The 18,905-nt window shown below is 54.9% G+C and carries 17 protein-coding genes; 5 read left to right on the top strand and 12 right to left on the bottom strand.

What is annotated here, in order from left to right; translation table 11 throughout:
* Positions 1-343 precede the first annotated feature (343 nt).
* The 4 genes from CR46_RS0106015 (at position 344) to CR46_RS0106000 (ending at position 4,128) form a co-directional block, all read left to right on the top strand.
* Positions 344-832 (top strand): MarR family winged helix-turn-helix transcriptional regulator, encoded by a 489-nt coding sequence (locus tag CR46_RS0106015; RefSeq protein WP_030070923.1) that lies wholly within the window; start codon positions 344-346, stop codon positions 830-832.
* Positions 833-1,193: 361 nt separating this feature from the next.
* Positions 1,194-2,267 carry a TRAP transporter substrate-binding protein gene (locus CR46_RS0106010; protein ID WP_030070921.1) on the top strand — a complete coding sequence of 358 codons (1,074 nt, stop codon included), beginning with the start codon at positions 1,194-1,196 and terminating at the stop codon, positions 2,265-2,267.
* A gap of 30 nt (positions 2,268-2,297) precedes the next feature.
* Entirely contained in the window at positions 2,298-2,840 is a 543-nt protein-coding gene (locus CR46_RS0106005) for a TRAP transporter small permease (protein WP_030070919.1), read from the top strand.
* Positions 2,833-4,128 carry a TRAP transporter large permease gene (locus tag CR46_RS0106000; protein WP_030070918.1) on the top strand — a complete coding sequence of 432 codons (1,296 nt, stop codon included), beginning with the start codon at positions 2,833-2,835 and terminating at the stop codon, positions 4,126-4,128. The genes CR46_RS0106005 and CR46_RS0106000 overlap by 8 nt, the downstream gene beginning before the upstream one ends.
* Before the next feature lie 114 nt (positions 4,129-4,242).
* Here CR46_RS0106000 and paaZ read toward each other — a convergent pair whose 3' ends face one another.
* The 12 genes from paaZ to paaF form a co-directional block, all read right to left on the bottom strand.
* Entirely contained in the window at positions 4,243-6,285 is a 2,043-nt protein-coding gene (gene paaZ / locus CR46_RS0105995; RefSeq protein ID WP_030070916.1) for a phenylacetic acid degradation bifunctional protein PaaZ, read from the bottom strand.
* A 97-nt stretch (positions 6,286-6,382) separates the two neighbouring features.
* Positions 6,383-7,465: a 1,2-phenylacetyl-CoA epoxidase subunit PaaE gene (gene paaE, locus CR46_RS0105990; protein WP_030070914.1), complete on the bottom strand. Its 1,083-nt coding sequence runs from the start codon at positions 7,463-7,465 to the stop codon at positions 6,383-6,385.
* A 46-nt stretch (positions 7,466-7,511) separates the two neighbouring features.
* Positions 7,512-8,126: a 1,2-phenylacetyl-CoA epoxidase subunit PaaD gene (gene paaD / locus CR46_RS0105985; RefSeq protein ID WP_232222348.1), complete on the bottom strand. Its 615-nt coding sequence runs from the start codon at positions 8,124-8,126 to the stop codon at positions 7,512-7,514.
* Positions 8,110-8,940, bottom strand: coding sequence for a 1,2-phenylacetyl-CoA epoxidase subunit PaaC (gene paaC / locus CR46_RS0105980; protein ID WP_051690124.1), 831 nt, complete (start codon positions 8,938-8,940; stop codon positions 8,110-8,112). The genes paaD and paaC overlap by 17 nt, the downstream gene beginning before the upstream one ends.
* Positions 8,941-8,954: 14 nt before the next feature.
* Positions 8,955-9,236 (bottom strand): 1,2-phenylacetyl-CoA epoxidase subunit PaaB, encoded by a 282-nt coding sequence (paaB, locus tag CR46_RS0105975; protein ID WP_009723077.1) that lies wholly within the window; start codon positions 9,234-9,236, stop codon positions 8,955-8,957.
* Between the two features lie 121 nt (positions 9,237-9,357).
* Positions 9,358-10,344, bottom strand: coding sequence for a 1,2-phenylacetyl-CoA epoxidase subunit PaaA (gene paaA, locus CR46_RS0105970; protein WP_030070903.1), 987 nt, complete (start codon positions 10,342-10,344; stop codon positions 9,358-9,360).
* A 307-nt stretch (positions 10,345-10,651) separates the two neighbouring features.
* Entirely contained in the window at positions 10,652-11,965 is a 1,314-nt protein-coding gene (gene paaK / locus CR46_RS0105965) for a phenylacetate--CoA ligase PaaK (RefSeq protein ID WP_030070902.1), read from the bottom strand.
* 96 nt (positions 11,966-12,061) lie between these two features.
* Complete coding sequence (gene pcaF / locus CR46_RS0105960) at positions 12,062-13,267, bottom strand: 3-oxoadipyl-CoA thiolase (RefSeq protein ID WP_030070901.1); 1,206 nt, start codon at positions 13,265-13,267, stop codon at positions 12,062-12,064.
* A complete protein-coding gene (paaI, locus tag CR46_RS0105955; protein ID WP_030070900.1) occupies positions 13,264-13,746 on the bottom strand; it encodes a hydroxyphenylacetyl-CoA thioesterase PaaI in 483 nt (160 codons plus the stop codon). The genes pcaF and paaI overlap by 4 nt, the downstream gene beginning before the upstream one ends.
* Positions 13,739-15,274 (bottom strand): 3-hydroxyacyl-CoA dehydrogenase PaaH, encoded by a 1,536-nt coding sequence (gene paaH / locus CR46_RS0105950; RefSeq protein WP_030070899.1) that lies wholly within the window; start codon positions 15,272-15,274, stop codon positions 13,739-13,741. Before paaH ends, paaI begins: the two co-directional genes overlap by 8 nt.
* A 1-nt stretch (position 15,275) precedes the next feature.
* Positions 15,276-16,067 carry a 2-(1,2-epoxy-1,2-dihydrophenyl)acetyl-CoA isomerase PaaG gene (paaG, locus tag CR46_RS0105945; RefSeq protein WP_009723071.1) on the bottom strand — a complete coding sequence of 264 codons (792 nt, stop codon included), beginning with the start codon at positions 16,065-16,067 and terminating at the stop codon, positions 15,276-15,278.
* Positions 16,068-16,083: 16 nt separating this feature from the next.
* Positions 16,084-16,857 (bottom strand): 2,3-dehydroadipyl-CoA hydratase PaaF, encoded by a 774-nt coding sequence (paaF, locus tag CR46_RS0105940; RefSeq protein WP_030070897.1) that lies wholly within the window; start codon positions 16,855-16,857, stop codon positions 16,084-16,086.
* Positions 16,858-17,225: 368 nt separating this feature from the next.
* Between paaF and paaN the strand changes: the two genes are divergently transcribed.
* A complete protein-coding gene (paaN, locus tag CR46_RS0105935) occupies positions 17,226-18,902 on the top strand; it encodes a phenylacetic acid degradation protein PaaN (protein ID WP_030070895.1) in 1,677 nt (558 codons plus the stop codon).
* Positions 18,903-18,905 lie beyond the last annotated feature (3 nt).

The following is an 18,905-nucleotide window of genomic DNA, read 5'->3' as shown; positions in this document are numbered from 1 at the left end:
ATAAAGGCAATAATGCCTAAAAAATCAGCTGTTTGTTGCATTTTAATACCTAAGTCTAATAATCATAATACGCAAATTAGTTGCATAAGAGATCATCTAGCGGCAGTGTTCCTCCTAGGGTTAGTTTCATTAAAGGTCTGCTAATTTAACAATTAGTGATGCCAGTAACGCTGGTAATGCGTCTGCTGCTATGACGCTACTATATCGCCACGTGGGAAACGGCTGGAGAGCAGTAGAGGATAAGTGAGGGGTGAGTAGGTGCATTGCTGGTGCCGATATTCCCAGCTATCGTGCTGTTTTTTTTCACTCCCCACCGATAAATGGCGGCGCTAGGAGAAACACCATGACGATGGATAAAGCAGACAACGAAACACCTTTGGAATCTTCAGCCAGGGCAGAGTTAGACCTAAATCAGTTTTTACCCTATCAGCTGAACCGCCTCGCTGACCGTATCAGCCAAGCGCTTGAAGCACTTTATGCTGAGTCTTATCAGCTCAATATCGCGCAATGGCGCGTGCTGGCGTGGCTTAGCCACTGCGATGATTTAACCGCCAAGAAGGTCTGTGCCTATACCAATATGGACAAGGCGCGCGTGTCTCGGGCTATTCAGTCGTTGGAAGAGCGTGGTTTGATCAGCCGCACTCCTTCGCAGCAGGATCAGCGGCTACATGATTTGCAGCTAACAGAAGCCGGGCAAGCGCTACTTAATAAGTTAGTGCCTGAAGCTCAGACGTGGGAAGCCGATCTGGTGTCGACTCTGAGCGTTGGTGAATATCGTGACTTGCTTAACACCATGCGCAAGCTTGAACGGCAGTTGGAGAGGATTGGATAAAGCACTCGTGAAATACCTCTCTCGGCTTTCTGTGCCAGTTATCACGCTTTTTTTTGGTTATGGCGTGTCGCTTATGGGCTTTCAGAAACAAATTGTGTAACAAAAATGGTGAGCTAGAAAAGTAATTGAAAACAGCAGCTTTGAAACGCTCAAAGGCAAATCAATGTGATTTAAGTGGTTGTAATTTAAAATAATAATTTATCACTATACTTAAGTATTATCATCTATTAGTCGATGGATCGTTGCGCGATCCATGTATCTGCAGGCATTGTGATAATAAACGTGATTCGAATATTTTTTTTATTACAAAAATAAGGTATCACGTTTGGCTCCCAGTTCGTGACGACCAGAGGAAAGAAAAATGAACAAAACAACAAACCTGATGATTGGCGCTATCGCTGCCGCAACATTGAGCACGCCCGCCTTAGCACAAACAACCATCACCGTGAGTACCTGGGCTGGCCCTAACCACGGTATCAACACCATCGTATGGCCAACGTGGAAAGCGTGGATTGAAGAAGCCACGGAAGGACGCGTCACGGTAGACGTGATACATGATATGGGGCCCCCTGTTTCCCAAATGGAAATGGTTGCCGATGGTATCGCTGATGCAACCTGGGTTTTCCACGGCTATAACACGGGCCGCTTTCAACTAACCAAACTTCCGGAATTCCCCACCTTTCAGGAGTTCTCATCAGAAAACGCGTCTAGCGCTTACTGGCGCACTCATCAAGAATACTTAGCATCTGCTGGCGAACACCGTGGTGTTGATGTAGTCGCTGCCGGTGTTCATGGCCCGGGTTGGATCTTCAGCAGCGAGCAGTACGACACCTTAGAAGACCTTAAAGGCAAACGTATTCGCGTTGGCGGCGGCGTAATGGGGGATCTCTCCAATGCCCTAGAACTGACCGGTGTTGCACTGCCGCCTACTGGCGTTTATGAAGCAGGCTCACAAGGCGTTATCGACGGTGCCATGCTAGTGCCTGAAGGGCTGCGCAGCTTCCGTGTCGCAGAAATTTTCCCCTACACCCTTAAAGTTGATGGCGGCTTCTACCGCGGCAGTTTCACCATTGTTGTTAACCCAATGATCTGGGATGAAATGTCGCCTGAAGATCGTGAAGCTGTCGAATCTGTTTCTGGTGAGCGTTTATCTCGCCTGTTCGGTTACATGATGGACGTATCCGATGTGCGGGGCGTCGACTTTGCAGAAGAGCTTGGCCACACCTTTACTGAGCTAGGTGATGACGACCTCAATACGCTGAAAAGTATGAGTGACAACATGATTGCTGAGTGGGCTGAGTCTGTCTCAGAAAACCGTAACGTGGATGCGATGGCCGCTATCGAGTTCTATCGCGAACAGCTGGTCGCTGCAGCGGAAGAAGAGAGCGTTAGCAGCTTAGTGCCAGATGAACTAGTACCAGACAACGCAGAGTAAGTTTCCACTGGCGCTGGACGGAGAGCAATCATGCAAACCCAAATGGCACGTGCTACGCGCGTTAGTCGGGTTCTGCAGCTGATGTTGGAGGGGGTGGCAGGCGCTACCCTCTTTGGCATGATGCTGTTGACCACTGCTGACGTAGGCGGCCGCTACTTTTTTAATTCCCCTATTCTTGGTGCTGTGGAGCTAACTCAACTGATGCTGGCGGCGTTGGTGTTTCTATCGCTGCCGGTCGTCTGTTGGCGCCAAGAGCATGTCAGCGTCGATCTGCTTGATGCGGTTTTCCCAGTAAAGCTTATCTGGATACGTGAAGTGATCGTCAACCTGATCGTGACTGCTGCCCTCTGGGTGATGGCACAACGGGTATGGTCGCTCGCAGAGCGCGCGTTTTCCTGGGGAGATGTGACCGAGTTTTTACGTATACCCCATGGCTATCTGATCGGATTGATCGCCATCATGCTAGCGCTTTCAGCACTGCTTACCCTCATACGAGCTGTTTTCTATTTGCTTGAGGGATTCAAGGTAATTGAACACGGTGGCCCATTAAGCAAAGGAGAGCCCCATGACTGAAGCGCTGTACGGTTTCGCAGTACTGTTGATATTAGTGTTTCTGCGTGTGCCCCTGGCGTTTGCAATGGGCATTGTCGGTTTTGCGGGGTTCTACTTACTGACCGGTAATTGGAATGCGGCTGAGGCAATGGCGGCGCGCCGGGTGGTAGACACGGCCATGGATTACGGCCTGTCGGTCATACCCTTGTTCATACTAATGGGCAACTTTGTTTCTCATGCGGGATTATCCGATGCCTTATTTCGAGCATCGAATGGTTTTCTAGGTCATCGCAAGGGCGGCCAGGCGATGGCGACGATCGTTGCCTGCGGTGGTTTTAGCGCGATATGTGGATCAAGTCTAGCGACGTGCGCCACCATGGGCCGAGTTGCCATGCCGCAAATGCGTAAATATGGCTATAAGGATTCGCTGGCTGCCGCTTCCATTGCGGCGGGTGGCACGCTGGGTATCTTGATTCCACCAAGCGTCATGCTAGTAATTTACGGAATCCTGACAGAAACCAGCATTCGTGAGTTGTTTGCGGCTGGCTTTATCCCCGGTATTCTTGGCATCTTTCTCTACATTGGTGCCATTAAGTGGGTGCTCTGGCGCGACCCCAGTGCAGGTCCAGCGGCAGAGAAAGTGCCATGGCCAGAGCGCATTCAAGCACTGAAAAGCGTAGGCAGTACGCTGGCGCTATTTGTACTGGTGATTGGCGGTATTTATCTTGGTGTGTTTACGCCGACCGAAGCGGCCGGTATCGGTGCGATGGGCGCATTTCTGATTGCGCTGATGCATCGAGCGTTAACGCCCACGGTGTTAATGAATGTGCTAATGGATACGGTGCGTACCACGGCGATGTTGTTTGCCGTGGTATTAACGGCGCTGATCTTTGCTAACTTCATTAATCGAGCTGGGTTGCCTGGTGACCTGCTGGCGCTAGTTAATGGCTTGAATGTGGCACCTTTTGTGGTCATTTTAGTGATTATAGCGATCTATGTGGTGCTGGGCTGCGTGTTTGAAAGCATGTCGATGTTGCTGCTCACCGTGCCGGTATTTTTCCCAGTAGTGGCGGGGCTGGGTTACGACTTGGTGTGGTTTGGCATACTGGTGGTCATCGTTATTGAGATTAGCTTGATAACACCCCCTGTCGGTATGAACGTGTTTGTATTGCGAGCCGTCCTGCCGGACGTATCCACAGGCACGATCTTCCGTGGTGTCACCCCCTTCTGGGTTGCGGGTACCATACGTGCGTTGTTGGTACTTATTTTCCCCGCCATTGTGCTGTTCCTGCCACGACTGCTGTATTAAAACGGTTTTATTAACTTTCGTACGATACAAAAAGATGACAGGGCGTTTGCCCTGTCATTTTTTTGCCTTGCTTTTATGTCTGGCTATTTATGTCTAGTTATACAGACTGAGCCGTTACTGGCGCTTTGCGACCAGCGTTAGAATGTCGTAGCTGGCAACTAACTCGTCATGTTGATTGGTCACCGCCACGTCCCACATCACCACACCTTGCGGGTGCCCATCTGGAGAAGCCCGGCCTTGATCAATTTTACGCTTACAGGTGAGGCGGGCACGAATGGTATCGCCAACCAGCACCGGCGTAATAAAGCGCAGCGTATCCAGGCCGTAGTTTGCTAGTACCGGGCCTTCGCCTGGGTAAACGAACAAGCCAGCGGCGGCCGACAGTACAAAATAGCCGTGGGCAATGCGTTGGCCAAACTGGGTTTCTTTGGCGGCAATATCGTCGAAGTGCATGTAGAAGTGGTCGCCGGAAAGACAGCCAAAATTGACGATATCAGCTTCGGTGACGGTGCGGCGATGGGTTAGTAGTGACTCGCCCACCTGCAGGTCATCGAAATGGCGACGGAACGGGTGAACGTCAGTTTCGAGCACCTTCGCACCACGCACATACTCCCCGGTAACTGCCGCCACCATGGTCGGAGATCCCTGGATAGCAGTGCGCTGTAGATAGTGGTGAACCGCACGAATGCCACCAAGCTCTTCGCCACCACCTGCGCGGCCTGGGCCACCATGCTTGAGCATCGGTAGCGGAGAGCCGTGGCCAGTCGATTCTTTGGCTGCCTGGGCATCAAGGATCTGCAGGCGGCCATGCTGGGCGGCCAGCACAGGAATCATTTCGGCAGCAATGGCGGGAGTTTTGGTGGTCAGCGTGGTCACCAGGCTGCCCTTGCCCTTGGCGGCAATTGCCAGTGCTTCGTCGATACCGTTGTAGGGCATCAGGGTCGCGACTGGGCCAAAGGCTTCAATGTCGTGAGCGCCGCCATCGTTTAGCGGGTGACGGTTGATCAGCAGATGAGGAGAGATAAACGCACCGTTTTCTACACCCTGGCCGACAGCTTTGAAGCTGCCGTCTCTGCCGAAAACACACTCACTGGTTTCCAGCAGTTGATCGATAGCCTCGTTTACGTCACGCAGCTGGTCGCTGGAAGAGAGCGCGCCCATGCGTACGCCTTCTTCATGAGGGTCGCCCACCACGATATTTGAGAGGCGTTCTTTAATCATGCCTGCCAATGTATCCAGATGCTCAGCGGGAACCAGTACTCGACGGATCGCCGTACATTTTTGGCCTGCTTTAGCGGTCATTTCCTTGACCACTTCTTTGGCAAAGATCGCGAACTCTTCATCTTCCGGGCTGATATCGGGTGCCATGATCGCGCTGTTGAGCGAGTCCGCCTCGGCGTTGAACGGAATGCTCTTGGCCATAATGTTGGGGTGGCTTTTTAGCATTAAGGCGGTGTTTGCCGAACCGGTAAAGGTAACAAAGTCCTGCTCTTCTAGGTGATCCAATAAGTCACCGGCCCCACCGACGACCAGCTGCAGTGCGCCTTCCGGCAGCAGGCCTGAATCGTTGATCACGCGCACCGCGGCCTCGGTCAAATAACTCGTCGCGGTGGCTGGCTTGAAGATACACGGCATGCCAGCCAGAAAAGCGGGTGCGAACTTCTCTAGCATGCCCCAGATAGGAAAGTTGAAGGCATTAATATGCACTGAGACACCGCGACGAGGCACCAGGATGTGGGTGCCATTGAAATGGTTCTCTTTACCTAATTGCGTCACTGGGCCTTCATGGGCCACGTTACCAGAAGGCAGTTCTTTGCGGCCCGTAGAGGCGTAGGTGAACAGCGTGCCAAAACCGCCGTCAATGTCGATCCAAGAGTCGGCTTTGGTACAGCCGGTGTGGTGAGAGATAGCATACAGCTCACGCTTACGCTCTTGGATATAGGCGGCCAGCGCCTTAAGAATGGCAGCGCGCTGTTGGAAATCGAGCGCTAAGATATTTTTTACGCCGGTGTGGCGGGCGTATGCCACCGCTTCGCGGAAATCGATCTCTTCTTGGTGAGTATGTGCAACGGTGGTGCCGTTGATGGCACTGATCAGCGCTTTAGACTCGGTGTTGCCAAACCACTGGCCGGCAATGTAACTCTGTAAAACTGGCATTGAGCGTTCTCCCGCAAATATTGTTGGAATCAGGCGTTGGTATCAAGATCAACAAAGCCGACACGATCGTCGGCTTTGGAAGTCGATGGTGACGGGGCTACACCTCGTCAAAGTCGAGCACCACCTTGTCGCTGATCGGATAGCACTGGCAGGACAGCACGTAACCGGCATCTATTTCGTAATCTTCCAAGGCGTAATTGGCGTCCATTTCCACCTCACCTTCGATGACTTTAGACTTACAGGTAGAGCACACGCCCGCCTTGCATGAGAACGGCAGATCGGCACCGTGCTCGTTGCCCGCGTCAAGAATGTTCTGGGTATTGCGGGGCAGCTTATATTCGATGGTGCGGCCGTCGATGATCACTTGAATAAGCGATGAGTCGGCTTCCGTCTGGTTCGCTTGCGCTGCTTGGCGACGTTTGGCACCTGCCGTTGGCAGGCTTGCAGTGAACAATTCAAAATGAACGTTGTTCTTGGGCAGCCCATGGTTAATCAGAACGTCGCGGACGGTCTCGGTCATTTCTTGTGGGCCACACAGGAAAGCCGCATCGAGTTTGGATACCTCTACCCAGCGGTCAAACAACGCATTGCACTTGTCGGCAGTGATGCGACCGTTGTAAAGATCAATTTCCTGCTGCTCGCGACTGAATACGTAAATAATGTTGAGACGCTCTAGGTAGCGATCCTTAAGGTCTTGCAGGCGATCACGAAACAGCGTTCCCGTGGTAGAGCGGTTGCCATAAATCACCGTAAAGCGGCTTTTCGGCTCGCTTTCCAGCGTGGTAGAGACAATCGACATAATGGGCGTGACGCCGCTGCCAGCGGTTACCGCCAGATAGTGTCCTTCACGGCTAGGGTCAAGCGGCACAAAGAACTTGCCTTGAGGCGGCATGACATCCAGGCGGTCGCCGGGCTGCAGCTGCTGGTTGGCAAAGGTCGAAAAACTGCCACCGGGCACCAATTTAACCGCAACTCTCAACTCATGCTCGTGAACGCCGGTGCAGATCGAGTAAGAGCGGCGGACATCTTCGCCGTCGATATCGTGGCGCAGCGTTAGGTACTGCCCTTGGGTGAAGCGAAAGGCGTCCTGCAGATCGTCGGGAATGTCAAAGGCAATGGAAACGGCATCATGGGTTTCCTTGCGTACATCCTTGACGGTCAAGGCGTGAAATCGGCTCATGGGAAATGGTCTCGTCAATCGTAGTGCGCTGCATTTATCGTTGAAGTTACAGGCACTTGAAATAATCGAAAGGCTCCAGGCAATCGCGACAGCGGTAGAGCGCCTTGCAAGCCGTAGAACCGAATTCGCTGACGCGTTCGGTCGCTTCGCTGCCACACAGCGGGCAGGGCACTACCGGGTCAGACTGGCCGGTCAAACTCCGCTTGCTGGCACTTCCCACTGGCGGAGCGATGCCGTAAGCGCGTAGTTTTTCCCGACCGGCGTCGGTCAGCCAGTCGGTGGTCCAGGCGGGTGACAGGCGGCGCTGGATTAGCGGATTTGAATAACCCGAGGCCACCAGCGCTTCAACAATATGCTGCTCAATCGCTTCGGTGGCCGGGCAGCCAGAGTAGGTTGGCGTTACGCTGACCACCAGCCGTCCATCCTGCCAATCGATATCGCGCACAATGCCTAGCTCAACCACGCTGACGACCGGGACTTCCGGGTCTGGCACTTCCTGTAAAACGGCCAGCACAGCGTCAACATCACCTGTTTCACCGGCTGGCGGCAGCCCGCTACGGTCGCTGCCGATCAAGTCTTTGGAAGGCCAGTCATCGGTAGACAAGCTATCGGTCGACAAGTGATCGGTAGGCGTCGACGGAGAGTTACCAGACGGTAGCATCAGGATACGTCCTCGGCAGATATTGCATTTCCGCCAATAGAAAGCCCAAGTGCTCAGTGTGATGACCGACTTTACCGCCGGTATACATCCACGCATCGTAGGAGGGGCGCACTAGCGTGGCTTCTTTTAGCACTTCGTCCACGGTTGCTTTCCAACGGCTAACCAGGGTCTCCGGGTCGGGCGCGATGCCAGCTTCAAACATGGCCTGATCAATCTCGTCGAACTGCACTAACTCACCGGTAAATTGCCAGAGATTGTCTAGCGCGCGCTGCATACGGGCGTGGCTCTCTTCAGTGCCGTCGCCAAGGCGAATCACCCATTCAGAGGAGCGGCGTAGGTGATAGGTGGCTTCTTTAAGTGACTTAGCCGCCACTTCAGCAATGCGTGGGTCGCTGGATTCGGCCAAGCCGTCAAGAAGATGAACGTGCCATGCATCGAACAGGAACTGCCGTCCCATGGTATCGGCGAAGTCGCCGTTGGGTTGTTCAACCAGCAGCAGGTTGCGAAAGTCCTGGGCATCGCGGCGAAAAGCTAGCTGGTCGGCATCAATGTTGGCCTGACTGTCATCGCCTTCGGCAACCATTAGTTCAGCTGCATAGCTCAGCCAGTTGCGTGCCTGACCGAACAGATCAAGCCCCACATTCATTAGCGCCATTTCTTCTTCTAGCGCTGGGGCTTTGCCACATAGCTGTGCGTGACGTTGGCCGAGTACCAAGGCCGTGTCGCCAAGGCGCAGCAGGTAATCGATCAACGGAGCTTGTGTTTTTTGTGCGCTGTTTTTCTTAGCCGTGTTTCTTTGAGCAACGTTCTGCATGACAGCCTCCCTCCTCACATGTGGCCGACTTCTTTCGGCAGTTTGTAGAAGGATGCGTGGCGATAGACCTTGTCGTTAGACGGGTCAAACAGCGGCTCTTTCTCGTCGGGAGAAGACGCGGTGATTTCGCTGGCGGGAACCACCCAAATGCTTACCCCTTCGTTACGGCGGGTGTAAAGCTCGCGGGCATTTTCGATTGCCATGCTGCGGTCGGCGGCATGTACGCTGCCAACGTGCTTGTGGTTAAGGCCGTGTTTGCTGCGTATAAAAACTTCGAAGAGGGGCCAGTCAGCCATGAGAGAAACCTCAAGTGGTCAGAGGAGCCCCGTAACGTGGGGCTCTCTATTGTTTTAAATTTTAAAAGCCAGATTTTCAAAACCAGATTTTAAAAGCCAGGTTTAAAATCAGCGGTGGGTGTTAGGCAGCTTTGCGTTGACGCTTGGCGGCATGAGCCACGGCGGCTTCACGTACCCAGGCACCGTTATCAATAGCGCTACGGCGTGCTTCGATACGCTCGCGGTTGCAAGGGCCGTTGCCTTTAACCACATCAAAGAATTCCTGCCAGTCGATTTCGCCAAACTCGTAGTGGCCGGTCTCTTCGTTATATTTGAGATCCGGGTCGGGTGCGGTGCAGCCGAGCAGCTCTAGCTGCGGTACGGTTTGGTCGAGAAAGCGCTGGCGCAGTTCATCGTTGCTGTGGCGCTTAATCTTCCAGGCCATCGACTGGGCGCTGTTGGGGGAGTTCTCGTCGGACGGGCCAAACATCATTAGTGCAGGCCACCAGAAGCGATTAATCGAGTCCTGCACCATCGCTTTTTGGTCATCAGTGCCTTCTTGCATCATGGTCAACAGAATCTGATAACCCTGGCGCTGGTGAAAGCTCTCTTCTTTGCACACACGAATCATCGCGCGCGCGTAAGGGCCATATGAGGTGCGCTGTAGCGGTACCTGATTAACGATGGCTGCGCCATCAACTAACCAGCCGACCGTACCCATGTCTGCCCAGTTGAGCGTTGGGTAGTTGAAGATGCTGGAGTACTTGGCGCGCCCGTCATGAAGCTTGTCGATCTCTTCGTCGCGGTCGGCGCCCAGGGTTTCCATGGCGCTATAAAGGTATAGGCCGTGACCCGCTTCATCCTGAATCTTGGCCATCAATTGCAGCTTGCGCTTAAGGGTCGGCGCACGTGTCAGCCAGTTACCTTCCGGCAGCATACCGACGATCTCGGAGTGTGCGTGTTGCGAGATCTGACGGATCAGTGTCTTGCGGTAGGCATCCGGCATCCAATTCTTAGGTTCAATTTTGATTTCATCATTGATGCGCTCCTGGAACTGGCGTTCCTCAGGACCCATCTCATCAAGCGTTTTAAGTTTTTTAGAACCGGTTTCAACGAGCTGCGCGTACATAGAGACCTCCGCGGCGTCGGACTATCAGGGGGTTTGGCTTATCTTGTTTAAAGTATAGTGACACAAAATATTTTATCAACAAGTATTTTTGTGTGTCACTTTAAGACTTTATGATTACGGATAAAGCCAATGTGTTTGGTTTATAAAGGAAAAGTGGCTCAACATAAGTGATTCTTAATGTGGCGTTTTTTATTATCAAAGTTGGCTGTGTGGGTATAAAAAGGCCCTTGCAGGGTTGCCTGCAAGGGCGTCGTTCTAACGTCTCAGTGTATGGCTAAACCAGCCGGCTAAGGTGCTAAGGAGTGAATTAGCGAAGGTCCTTGACGCGTCTGGCCTTACCCAGCGAACGCATCACGCTCTCTACCTGACACACTTCAACCTGGGTGCTAATGCCAATGTACGTCTTAATGGCATGCTGCAGCTGTTTTGCTGCTTGCTCACAGGCTACTGGATCACGGGCGATGTCATGATGGCTCGCCTCGACACGCACACGTACCATATCCATATTGCCTTGGCGGCTAACTTCGATCTCGTAGTGGGGCGAAAGCGTCGCAATCTTGAGCAGTTGCTCTTCGATCTGGGTGGGGAACACATTCACACCGCGAATGATCAGCATGTCGTCGCTGCGGCCAGTGATCTTGTCGATGCGGCGCATAGGGCGCGCGGTGCCCGGCAGCAGGCGGGTCAGGTCGCGGGTGCGGTAGCGAATCACCGGCAGGCCTTCTTTGGTTAGAGTAGTGAACACCAGCTCGCCGTATTCGCCGTCGGGTAGCACCTCCCCACTGACTGGGTCGATAATCTCGGGGTAGAAATGGTCTTCCCAGATAGTCGGGCCATCTTTGGTTTCCAGACACTCCATGCCCACGCCGGGCCCCATTACTTCAGAGAGGCCATAAATATCGAGGGCGTCGATGCCTAAGCGTTGTTCTAGGGCCGTGCGCATGCTGTCGGTCCAGGGTTCTGCACCGAAAATGCCGGTCCGCAGGGGCAGCGTGCGCGGGTCGATACCTTGGCGCTCCATCTCGTCGGCGATGTTGAGCATATAAGACGGCGTGACCATGATGATGTCTGGCTGGAAATCACGGATCAGCTGAACCTGTTTCTCAGTCTGGCCGCCCGACATGGGGATGACCGCGCAGCCCAGACGCTCGGCACCGTAGTGCGCGCCCAGTCCGCCAGTGAACAGGCCGTAGCCATATGCCACATGCACCTTGTCGTTGCGGCTACCGCCAGCGGCGCGGATCGAGCGCGCCACTACATCGGACCACACATCAATATCCTTCTGGGTGTAGCCCACCACCGTGGGTTGGCCGGTAGTGCCGCTGGAGGCATGGATGCGAACAATCTCACTCATCGGCGTGGCCAACATGCCAAACGGGTAGTTGTCGCGCAAATCAGCCTTAGTGGTGAACGGCAGCTTAGCGAGATCTGCCAGCGTGTGGATATCGTCGGGATGCACCCCAGCCTTGTCGAAAGACTGGCGATAGAACGGCACGTTGTCGTAAGCGTGCTTTAGGCTCCACTTCAGGCGCTTGACCTGAGTGGCGCGCAGCTCGTCGACGCTGGCGGTTTCCAAGGGGTCGAGAGTCGCAGTGTCGATACGCGTAGCGGGCTGATTCATCAGGAGTCTCCGGTCAAGCAAATTGTTATTGGGCTAACGTTTTATGAGCAAGCCATGGTCAGGGTAACGATTTGATTAGTGGTTTGAAGAATGGACTTATAAGCGCTCGATGATCAGAGCAATGCCCTGTCCGACACCGATACACATGGTGCATAGCGCAAAGCGTCCTTGCCGACGTTCGAGCTCATGCAGTGCCGTGGTGACCAACCGAGCGCCGCTCATACCCAGCGGGTGGCCGAGTGCAATGGCGCCCCCATTGGGATTAACGTGTTCGGCATCATCACTAAGGCCCAGGTCGCGCATGACTGCCAAGGCCTGAGCCGCGAAGGCTTCGTTAAGTTCGATAACGTCCATTTGGTCAAGGGTAAGCCCAGTTTGGGCGAGTACTTTACGGGTAGCGGGAGAGGGGCCAAACCCCATAATGCGCGGCTCCACCCCGGCGGTGGCCATGCCTACCACACGAGCGCGAGCCTTGAGTTCGAAACGTTCAGCCTGCTCGGCAGAAGCCATCAGTAGCGCACAGGCACCATCGTTAACCCCAGAAGCATTACCCGCGGTGACACTGCCGCCTTCACGGAAGGGCGTGGGAAGCTTGGCAAGCTGCTCGGCGGTCGTGTTGGCGCGCGGGTGCTCATCGGTATCCACCACCAGTGGGTCTTGTTTACGGCGGGGTATTTCGACAGGAATGATCTCTTCAGCAAGGCGGCCAGCCTCGATAGCGGCGGCGGTGCGCTGCTGGCTGCGTAGGGCGAAGGCGTCCTGGTCTTCCCGGGAAATGCCAAATTGTTCAGCCACGTTTTCAGCGGTTTCGGGCATGGAGTCCACGCCAAACTGAGCTTTCATGGCGCGGTTGATAAAGCGCCAGCCGATGGTGGTGTCGAAAATATCGGCTTGGCGTGAGAAGGCTTGTTCGGCCTTACCCATCACAAAAGGCGCGCGAGACATTGATTCCACCCCGCCGGCGATCATTAGTCCTGCTTCGCCGGTCTTGATGGTGCGGGCGGCGTTGCCGATCGCATCCATGCCTGAACCACAAAGGCGGTTAATGGTAGTGCCGGGCACCTCGACCGGAAGCCCGGCAAGCAGTGCAGACATACGCGCTACGTTGCGGTTGTCTTCGCCCGCCTGGTTGGCGCAGCCGTAAAAGATGTCGTCGATCAGCGACCAGTCGACGCCTGGATTGCGTTCCATCAGGGTGCGCATGGGAATGGCCCCCAGGTCATCGGCACGCATACTCGAAAGCGCGCCGCCGTAGCGACCTATTGGGGTGCGAATGGCATCAATAATCAGCGCGTCTTTCATCGGTTATCTCCAGCAGCAGTATTTTCTGCGTCAGTATCTTCCAAGCGGCGTACGCTGCCGCGAATTTTGTAGGAACGCCCGCGGAACAAGGCAACGGTATCGCCGTGCTGATTGCGCAGCGTGATGTCATAAATACCGGTGCGCCCACGGCGGCTGCGCTCTTCGGCGGTGGCGGTCAGTTCGTCGCCTAGCTGGCCAGGGCCGAGGTAGTCGATGCTGCAGCCTGAGGCTACCGTGGCCTCATCGTAGCTGTTGCAGGCAAACGCAAAGGCGGAATCGGCCAGGGCAAACAGAAACCCGCCATGGCAGTTGCCGTGACCCTGCACCATATCCTGGCGCACGGTCATGGTCAGTTCTGCAAAGCCGGGGGCGACACGGGTAATGCGCATGCCCAGCCCTTGGCTGGCATGGTCACGGGCCAACATTGCCTCGGCACAGGCGTCCGCCAGCTGCTGTGGGGTCAGTTGGGAATCACTCATGAAAGCTTTCCTCGCTCAGGGCGTTGCGACGCAGCAGGAACGAGCTGCGATAACGTTCTTCGCCGTAACTCTGCTGTAGATGCGTAAGGGTGCGGTGAACGAAGGGTAGGCCCAGTGAATCTGCCCAGGCCAACGGGCCGCGGGGGTAGTTGACGCCAGCTTGCATGGCTAGGTCGCCATCCTGGGCGCTGCAAACACCTTGCAGTACGGCATCGGCAGCTTCATTGGCGAGCATGGCTACGGTGCGCAGTACCACCAGCCCCGGGGTATCGGTTAGCCAGGCCACGTCCATTCCCATGTGCTGGAAGAACGCCGTTGCAAGTTGGCGGGCCTCGGGCGATGCCGTATGGCTGGCAGCAAGCGCGATGGCGCTAGCGTTGCGGTAGTCCAAACACAGGTCGAACAGTACCAGAGCATCGAGCCCTTCATTGACCGCTCGTTCGGCGGCACAACGCCCGTCGCTGATGGCCAGTACCAGGTCGCCTAGGTATAGGCGAGGGGAGCCGTCTTGCTGTAGCGATTCGCGGTACACCACATTGAGACCAGCTTCTTGAGCGCGTTCAAGCAGTGGCGCGAGAGTGCTGTTGGCACCCTGTACGACAAGTGCTGGTAGCTCCATATTTGCTGGTTCGGCAAAGGTAGGCTGTGGCTTAGCAGCGCTTTCAGCGTAGTCAAAGAAGCCCTTGCCAGATTTACGTCCCAGGCGCCCGGCTTCAACCAATGCTTGCTGTACTAAGGAGGGCTCGAAACGGGTATCGCCGTAGTAGGCGTCAAACACCGAGCGAGTCACCGCGTAGTTAACGTCATGACCGATCAGGTCCATCAGCTCGAAAGGCCCCATGCGGAACCCACCAGCTTGACGCAGCAATGCATCGATAGTGGCGGCATCGCTGGCACCTTCCTGCAACAGGCGTAGGCCTTCGGCATAGAATGGCCGTGCCACGCGATTAACAATGAACCCAGGGGTGGAGCTGGCGTGCACCGCGACCTTGCCCCAGGCAACGGCGGTGTCATAAAGGGTGTCGGCAACGTCGGTGGTGGTGGCTAGGCCAGATACCACTTCCACCAGCTTCATGACCGGTGCGGGGTTAAAGAAGTGCAGCCCCGCCATGCGCTCAGGACGCTCAAGATTCGCAGCAATAGAAGTGATCGACAGTGACGAAGTGTTGCTGGCGAGCAAGGTGTCCGGCGAACACAAAGCTTCTAGCTGGGCGAACACCTGACGTTTGATCTCAAGGTTCTCGACAATAGCTTCGATAACCAAATGACTGTCGGCCAAGGCATCGATCGCATCGGCAGGTTGTAGGCGAGCAATAATGTTATCCACATCCCCTTGGATCATCTTGCCCTTGGCAACACGCTTTTCCAGCTGACGGCGAATGTTATCAATGCCCGCTTTGGCAGCGCCGGGTTGATTGTCATGAAGAATGACCGAGTGGCCAGCCTGGGCGGCAACCTGAGCAATACCGGCGCCCATGGCACCTGCGCCAATCACACCAATAACGGCAGACGTTGGAAGGGCTGACATATCACTCTCCCTTGAAGGTGGGGCGACGTTTCTCGATAAAAGCGCTGACGCCTTCGCGGTAATCTTCCGTGCGTCCGGCAAGGCGCTGTAGGTCGCGTTCCAGGTCGAGCTGCTCGTTGAAGCTGTTATCGCTGCTGGCGTGCAGGGCACGTTTGATAAGCGCCAAGCCGCGCGTTGGTTGAGTGGCCAAGTGGCGAGCCATGTTCATGGCTTCTTCCTGAAGCGCCTCATCATCGACGCAGCGCCAGATCATGCCCCACTGTTCGGCAGTCTCGGCGGGCAGCTTGTCGCCAAGCATGGCTAGGCCCTTAGCCCGCGCCATGCCGACTAAGTTAGGCAGGGTCCAGGTGCCGCCGGAGTCGGGAATTAATCCAATCTTGCAGAAAGCCTGGATAAAACTTGCCGAACGAGCAGCCAATACGATGTCGCAGGCCAGGGCGATGTTGGCACCCGCACCTGCGGCCACACCATTCACCGCACAAATGGTCGGGAACGGCATATCTTTAAGGGCGCGCAACATAGGGTTGTAGCGTTTTTCAAGCGACTCGCCGAGGTCGGGGGCTTGCTCGCCGGGCGCGACGCTACGGTCGGAAAGGTCCTGCCCTGCGCAGAAGCCGCGGCCGTTACCGGTCAATAACAAAGCGCGAACGCTTGAGTCTTGGCGCACGGCTTTTAGCGCCTTGCGCATTTCGGCATGCATCTCGGTATTGAAGCTGTTCAGGCTGTCGGGGCGGTTCAACGTGATACAGGCGACGCCATCTTCCACGGTGTAAAGCAGGGGCGCTTGGCTCATGGGTAATATCCTTGTGTCAGTGCCCTTGAAAAGTGGCAGGTCGTTTTTCTTGGAAGGCGCGAATGCCCTCTTCGCGGTCGGCGGTGCCCGCCAATAAGGTGAACGCATGGCGTTCAAAGCGCAGGCCAGTGGCTAGGTCGGTATCCATCGCCTTGTGTAACGACTCCCTTGCTAAGCGCACGGCCAGCGGTGCCTTGGCGGCAATACGCGTTGCAATGGTCATGGCGCGCTCAAGGGTTAATTCGGGCTGGGTAATCTCGCTAATTAGGCCTGCTTCAAGGGCGCGGCGAGCAGAAATTGGCTCGCCAGTTAGCACCATTTGGGTAGCCAGTGATTTACCCACCGCTCTAAGCAGACGCTGGGTACCACCAGCACCGGGCATGATGCCCAGATTGATTTCAGGCTGGCCGAACAGGGCACTTTCACCGGCAATAATGATGTCGGCATGCATGGCTAGCTCGCAGCCACCGCCCAAGGCGTAGCCGTTAACGGCAGCAATGATTGGTTTGCGAAAACGCGTAATGGTGGCCCAGTGGTGCTGGCGAGGATCTTCCAACATGCCGACTAGGTCGCGCTCAGCCATTTCATTAATATCCGCACCAGCGGCGAATGCTTTCGCACTGCCGGTGATCACCACGGCGCGAACGTTGTCATCACAATCGGCGCTGTTCAGGGTGTCGGCGAGTTCGCCAAGCAGCTGGGTATTCAGCGCATTCAGTGCTTCAGGGCGATTCAGCGTGATGCATAAAACGCCTTCCAGGGGCGGAGTTATTTTTAGAGTAGTGGGCATTGTTACCTCAGTTCGGCCTGTGGCGCACAGGATGAATATCTGCCGAGTATAGATTTATTTTGATACACATCAATATTGTTTGATTGTTATTAGTGTGTCGCTTATCAGCATTTTTGATGATTTATGCCCTGTTAACAACGGTTTGTATGTATTTATAGCGGGGGAATGTTAGTTATTAGACCATGGTATGAAAGGTGGAAAATTGGCTCGAAAAGTGATCTTTAGCCCGTATATATCGAGTTTATTGATCGTGGTGGGCTAATTGTTAAACAAGCGGTGCCAGGGAAAGCGTTTGATGTTTTGTTACGGGAAAGATAGTCTTCTTGTCTATAACGTATCAAAAAAATAAGTGAGTGCAGGAGCGCCCCATGACGCAATCAGCGCAGCAGATGTTCGATTCTCATCGCCAGACCCTAGAGCAGGCCGTCGAAGCAATTGCCAGCCGTACTTTCTGGACGCCTTATCCAGAAAGCATGCGCAAATACTCCGAAGATGCTGTTAAAGCGGCCCCTGCTAACTTCGAGGCACTGCTTAATCAGCCATTTACACTTAATAGTGTGGGCAGTACACAGCAAGTGGGTGGTGAAATATCACCTTATGGCTTTGAGCTTGGCATTACTTATGAGCAGCCAAACCCCGACGAACTGATAGCGGCCATGCAAGTGGCAATTCGTGATTGGCGGGAGGCTGGGGCGCAAGCACGTGTGGGTGTCTGTCTGGAAATTCTGTCGCGCCTTAATGCCATGAGCCCGGAGATCGCCCAGGCGGTGATGCATACTAGTGGTCAGGGGCCGTTGATGGCGTTTCAGGCAGGTGGGCCGCATGCTCAGGATCGCGGCCTTGAAGCCGTGGCCTATGCCTGGCAAGCGATGGCGCAGATTCCTGCTACCGCACAGTGGGTTAAGCCCCAAGGCAAGCATGATCCCATTGTCATGGATAAGCGTTTCCACATTGTGCCGCGGGGTATCTCGTTGGTGGTGGCCTGTTCAACTTTCCCCACTTGGAATACTTATCCTGGGCTGTTCGCCAGTTTAGCAACCGGCAACCCGGTGATGCTTAAACCGCACCCCGGCGCTATTCTGCCAGTAGCGATGACCACCCGCGTTGCACAGGAAGTGTTGGAAGAAGCAGGCTTTGACCCCTGCCTGGTGAGTTTGGTACCCGACACGGCAGATGCCCCGCTGACCAAAACCCTGGCGCTAGAACCTGCGGTCAAACTGATCGATTTCACCGGTTCCAATGCCTTCGGTGACTGGCTAATAGAGAATGCCACTCAGGCCCAGGTATTTGCCGAGAAAGCCGGTATCAATACGGTGATTATTGACAGCCTAGATAACCTTAAAGCGGTCACGGCGAACCTGGCTTTCTCGCTGAGCCTTTATTCTGGTCAGATGTGTACGACCCCTCAAGCGATTTATGTGCCCAAGAGCGGTATTGCCACAGCGGATGGCCATGTCAGTTTTGACGACGTGGCGGCAGCGCTTGCGAAAGCTGTTCAGGCGTTTCTGAGTGACAATGACCGCGCCTGCACGGTGTTAGGTGCCCTGCAGTCAGTAGACACGCAAGCACGGATTGATGAGTGCCGTGGTTTGGGCGAAATAGTCCTGGATAGCGAGTCACGAAAACACGCCCAATACTCTGACGCCCGCATTCACACGCCCCTTATCCTCAAGGTGGATGCAGCGCAAAAGGCTGCCTATAGTGAGGAGCGCTTTGGCCCGATAAGCTTTATCGTCGCAACCGACAGCACCGCGCATAGCATCGAACTGGCGCGTGAGGTGATTCGCGCAAAGGGCGCAATCACCCTCGGAGCCTACACCACCGATGAGGCCGTGGCCGACCAGCTTGAAGAGCTGGCGATGGATGTGGCCGCTCCGCTTTCTCTGAACCTGGACGGGGGCATATTCGTCAACCAGTCGGCTGCTTTCAGTGACTTTCACGCCACTGGCGGTAATCCAGCGGCGAATGCCTCTTTATGTAACCAAGCTTTTGTTGCCAGCCGCTTTGTGGTGGTGCAAAGCCGTCGCCACGGCCAATCAAACTAACGG

The organism is Vreelandella neptunia (assembly GCF_000712975.1).
Classification (GTDB): Bacteria; Pseudomonadota; Gammaproteobacteria; order Pseudomonadales; family Halomonadaceae; genus Vreelandella; species Vreelandella qaidamensis.
The sequence above is the reverse complement of the archived record's forward strand: the minus strand, read 5'-3'. Positions and strand labels throughout refer to the sequence as shown.

Bases quoted from the DNA above. Each gene is read 5' to 3' on its own strand.
- CR46_RS0106015 (WP_030070923.1), top strand. From the start codon at position 344: ATGACGATGGATAAAGCAGACAACGAAACACCTTTGGAATCTTCAGCC.
- paaA (WP_030070903.1), bottom strand. From the start codon at position 10,344: ATGTACGCGCAGCTCGTTGAAACCGGTTCTAAAAAACTTAAAACGCTT.
- paaD (WP_232222348.1), bottom strand. From the start codon at position 8,126: ATGCTACCGTCTGGTAACTCTCCGTCGACGCCTACCGATCACTTGTCG.
- paaN (WP_030070895.1), top strand. From the start codon at position 17,226: ATGACGCAATCAGCGCAGCAGATGTTCGATTCTCATCGCCAGACCCTA.
- paaI (WP_030070900.1), bottom strand. From the start codon at position 13,746: ATGAGTGATTCCCAACTGACCCCACAGCAGCTGGCGGACGCCTGTGCC.
- paaC (WP_051690124.1), bottom strand. From the start codon at position 8,940: ATGCAGAACGTTGCTCAAAGAAACACGGCTAAGAAAAACAGCGCACAA.
- paaG (WP_009723071.1), bottom strand. From the start codon at position 16,067: ATGAGCCAAGCGCCCCTGCTTTACACCGTGGAAGATGGCGTCGCCTGT.
- paaK (WP_030070902.1), bottom strand. From the start codon at position 11,965: ATGAATCAGCCCGCTACGCGTATCGACACTGCGACTCTCGACCCCTTG.
- paaF (WP_030070897.1), bottom strand. From the start codon at position 16,857: ATGCCCACTACTCTAAAAATAACTCCGCCCCTGGAAGGCGTTTTATGC.
- paaZ (WP_030070916.1), bottom strand. From the start codon at position 6,285: ATGCCAGTTTTACAGAGTTACATTGCCGGCCAGTGGTTTGGCAACACC.
- CR46_RS0106005 (WP_030070919.1), top strand. From the start codon at position 2,298: ATGCAAACCCAAATGGCACGTGCTACGCGCGTTAGTCGGGTTCTGCAG.
- CR46_RS0106010 (WP_030070921.1), top strand. From the start codon at position 1,194: ATGAACAAAACAACAAACCTGATGATTGGCGCTATCGCTGCCGCAACA.
- paaB (WP_009723077.1), bottom strand. From the start codon at position 9,236: ATGGCTGACTGGCCCCTCTTCGAAGTTTTTATACGCAGCAAACACGGC.
- paaE (WP_030070914.1), bottom strand. From the start codon at position 7,465: ATGAGCCGATTTCACGCCTTGACCGTCAAGGATGTACGCAAGGAAACC.
- CR46_RS0106000 (WP_030070918.1), top strand. From the start codon at position 2,833: ATGACTGAAGCGCTGTACGGTTTCGCAGTACTGTTGATATTAGTGTTT.
- paaH (WP_030070899.1), bottom strand. From the start codon at position 15,274: ATGTCAGCCCTTCCAACGTCTGCCGTTATTGGTGTGATTGGCGCAGGT.
- pcaF (WP_030070901.1), bottom strand. From the start codon at position 13,267: ATGAAAGACGCGCTGATTATTGATGCCATTCGCACCCCAATAGGTCGC.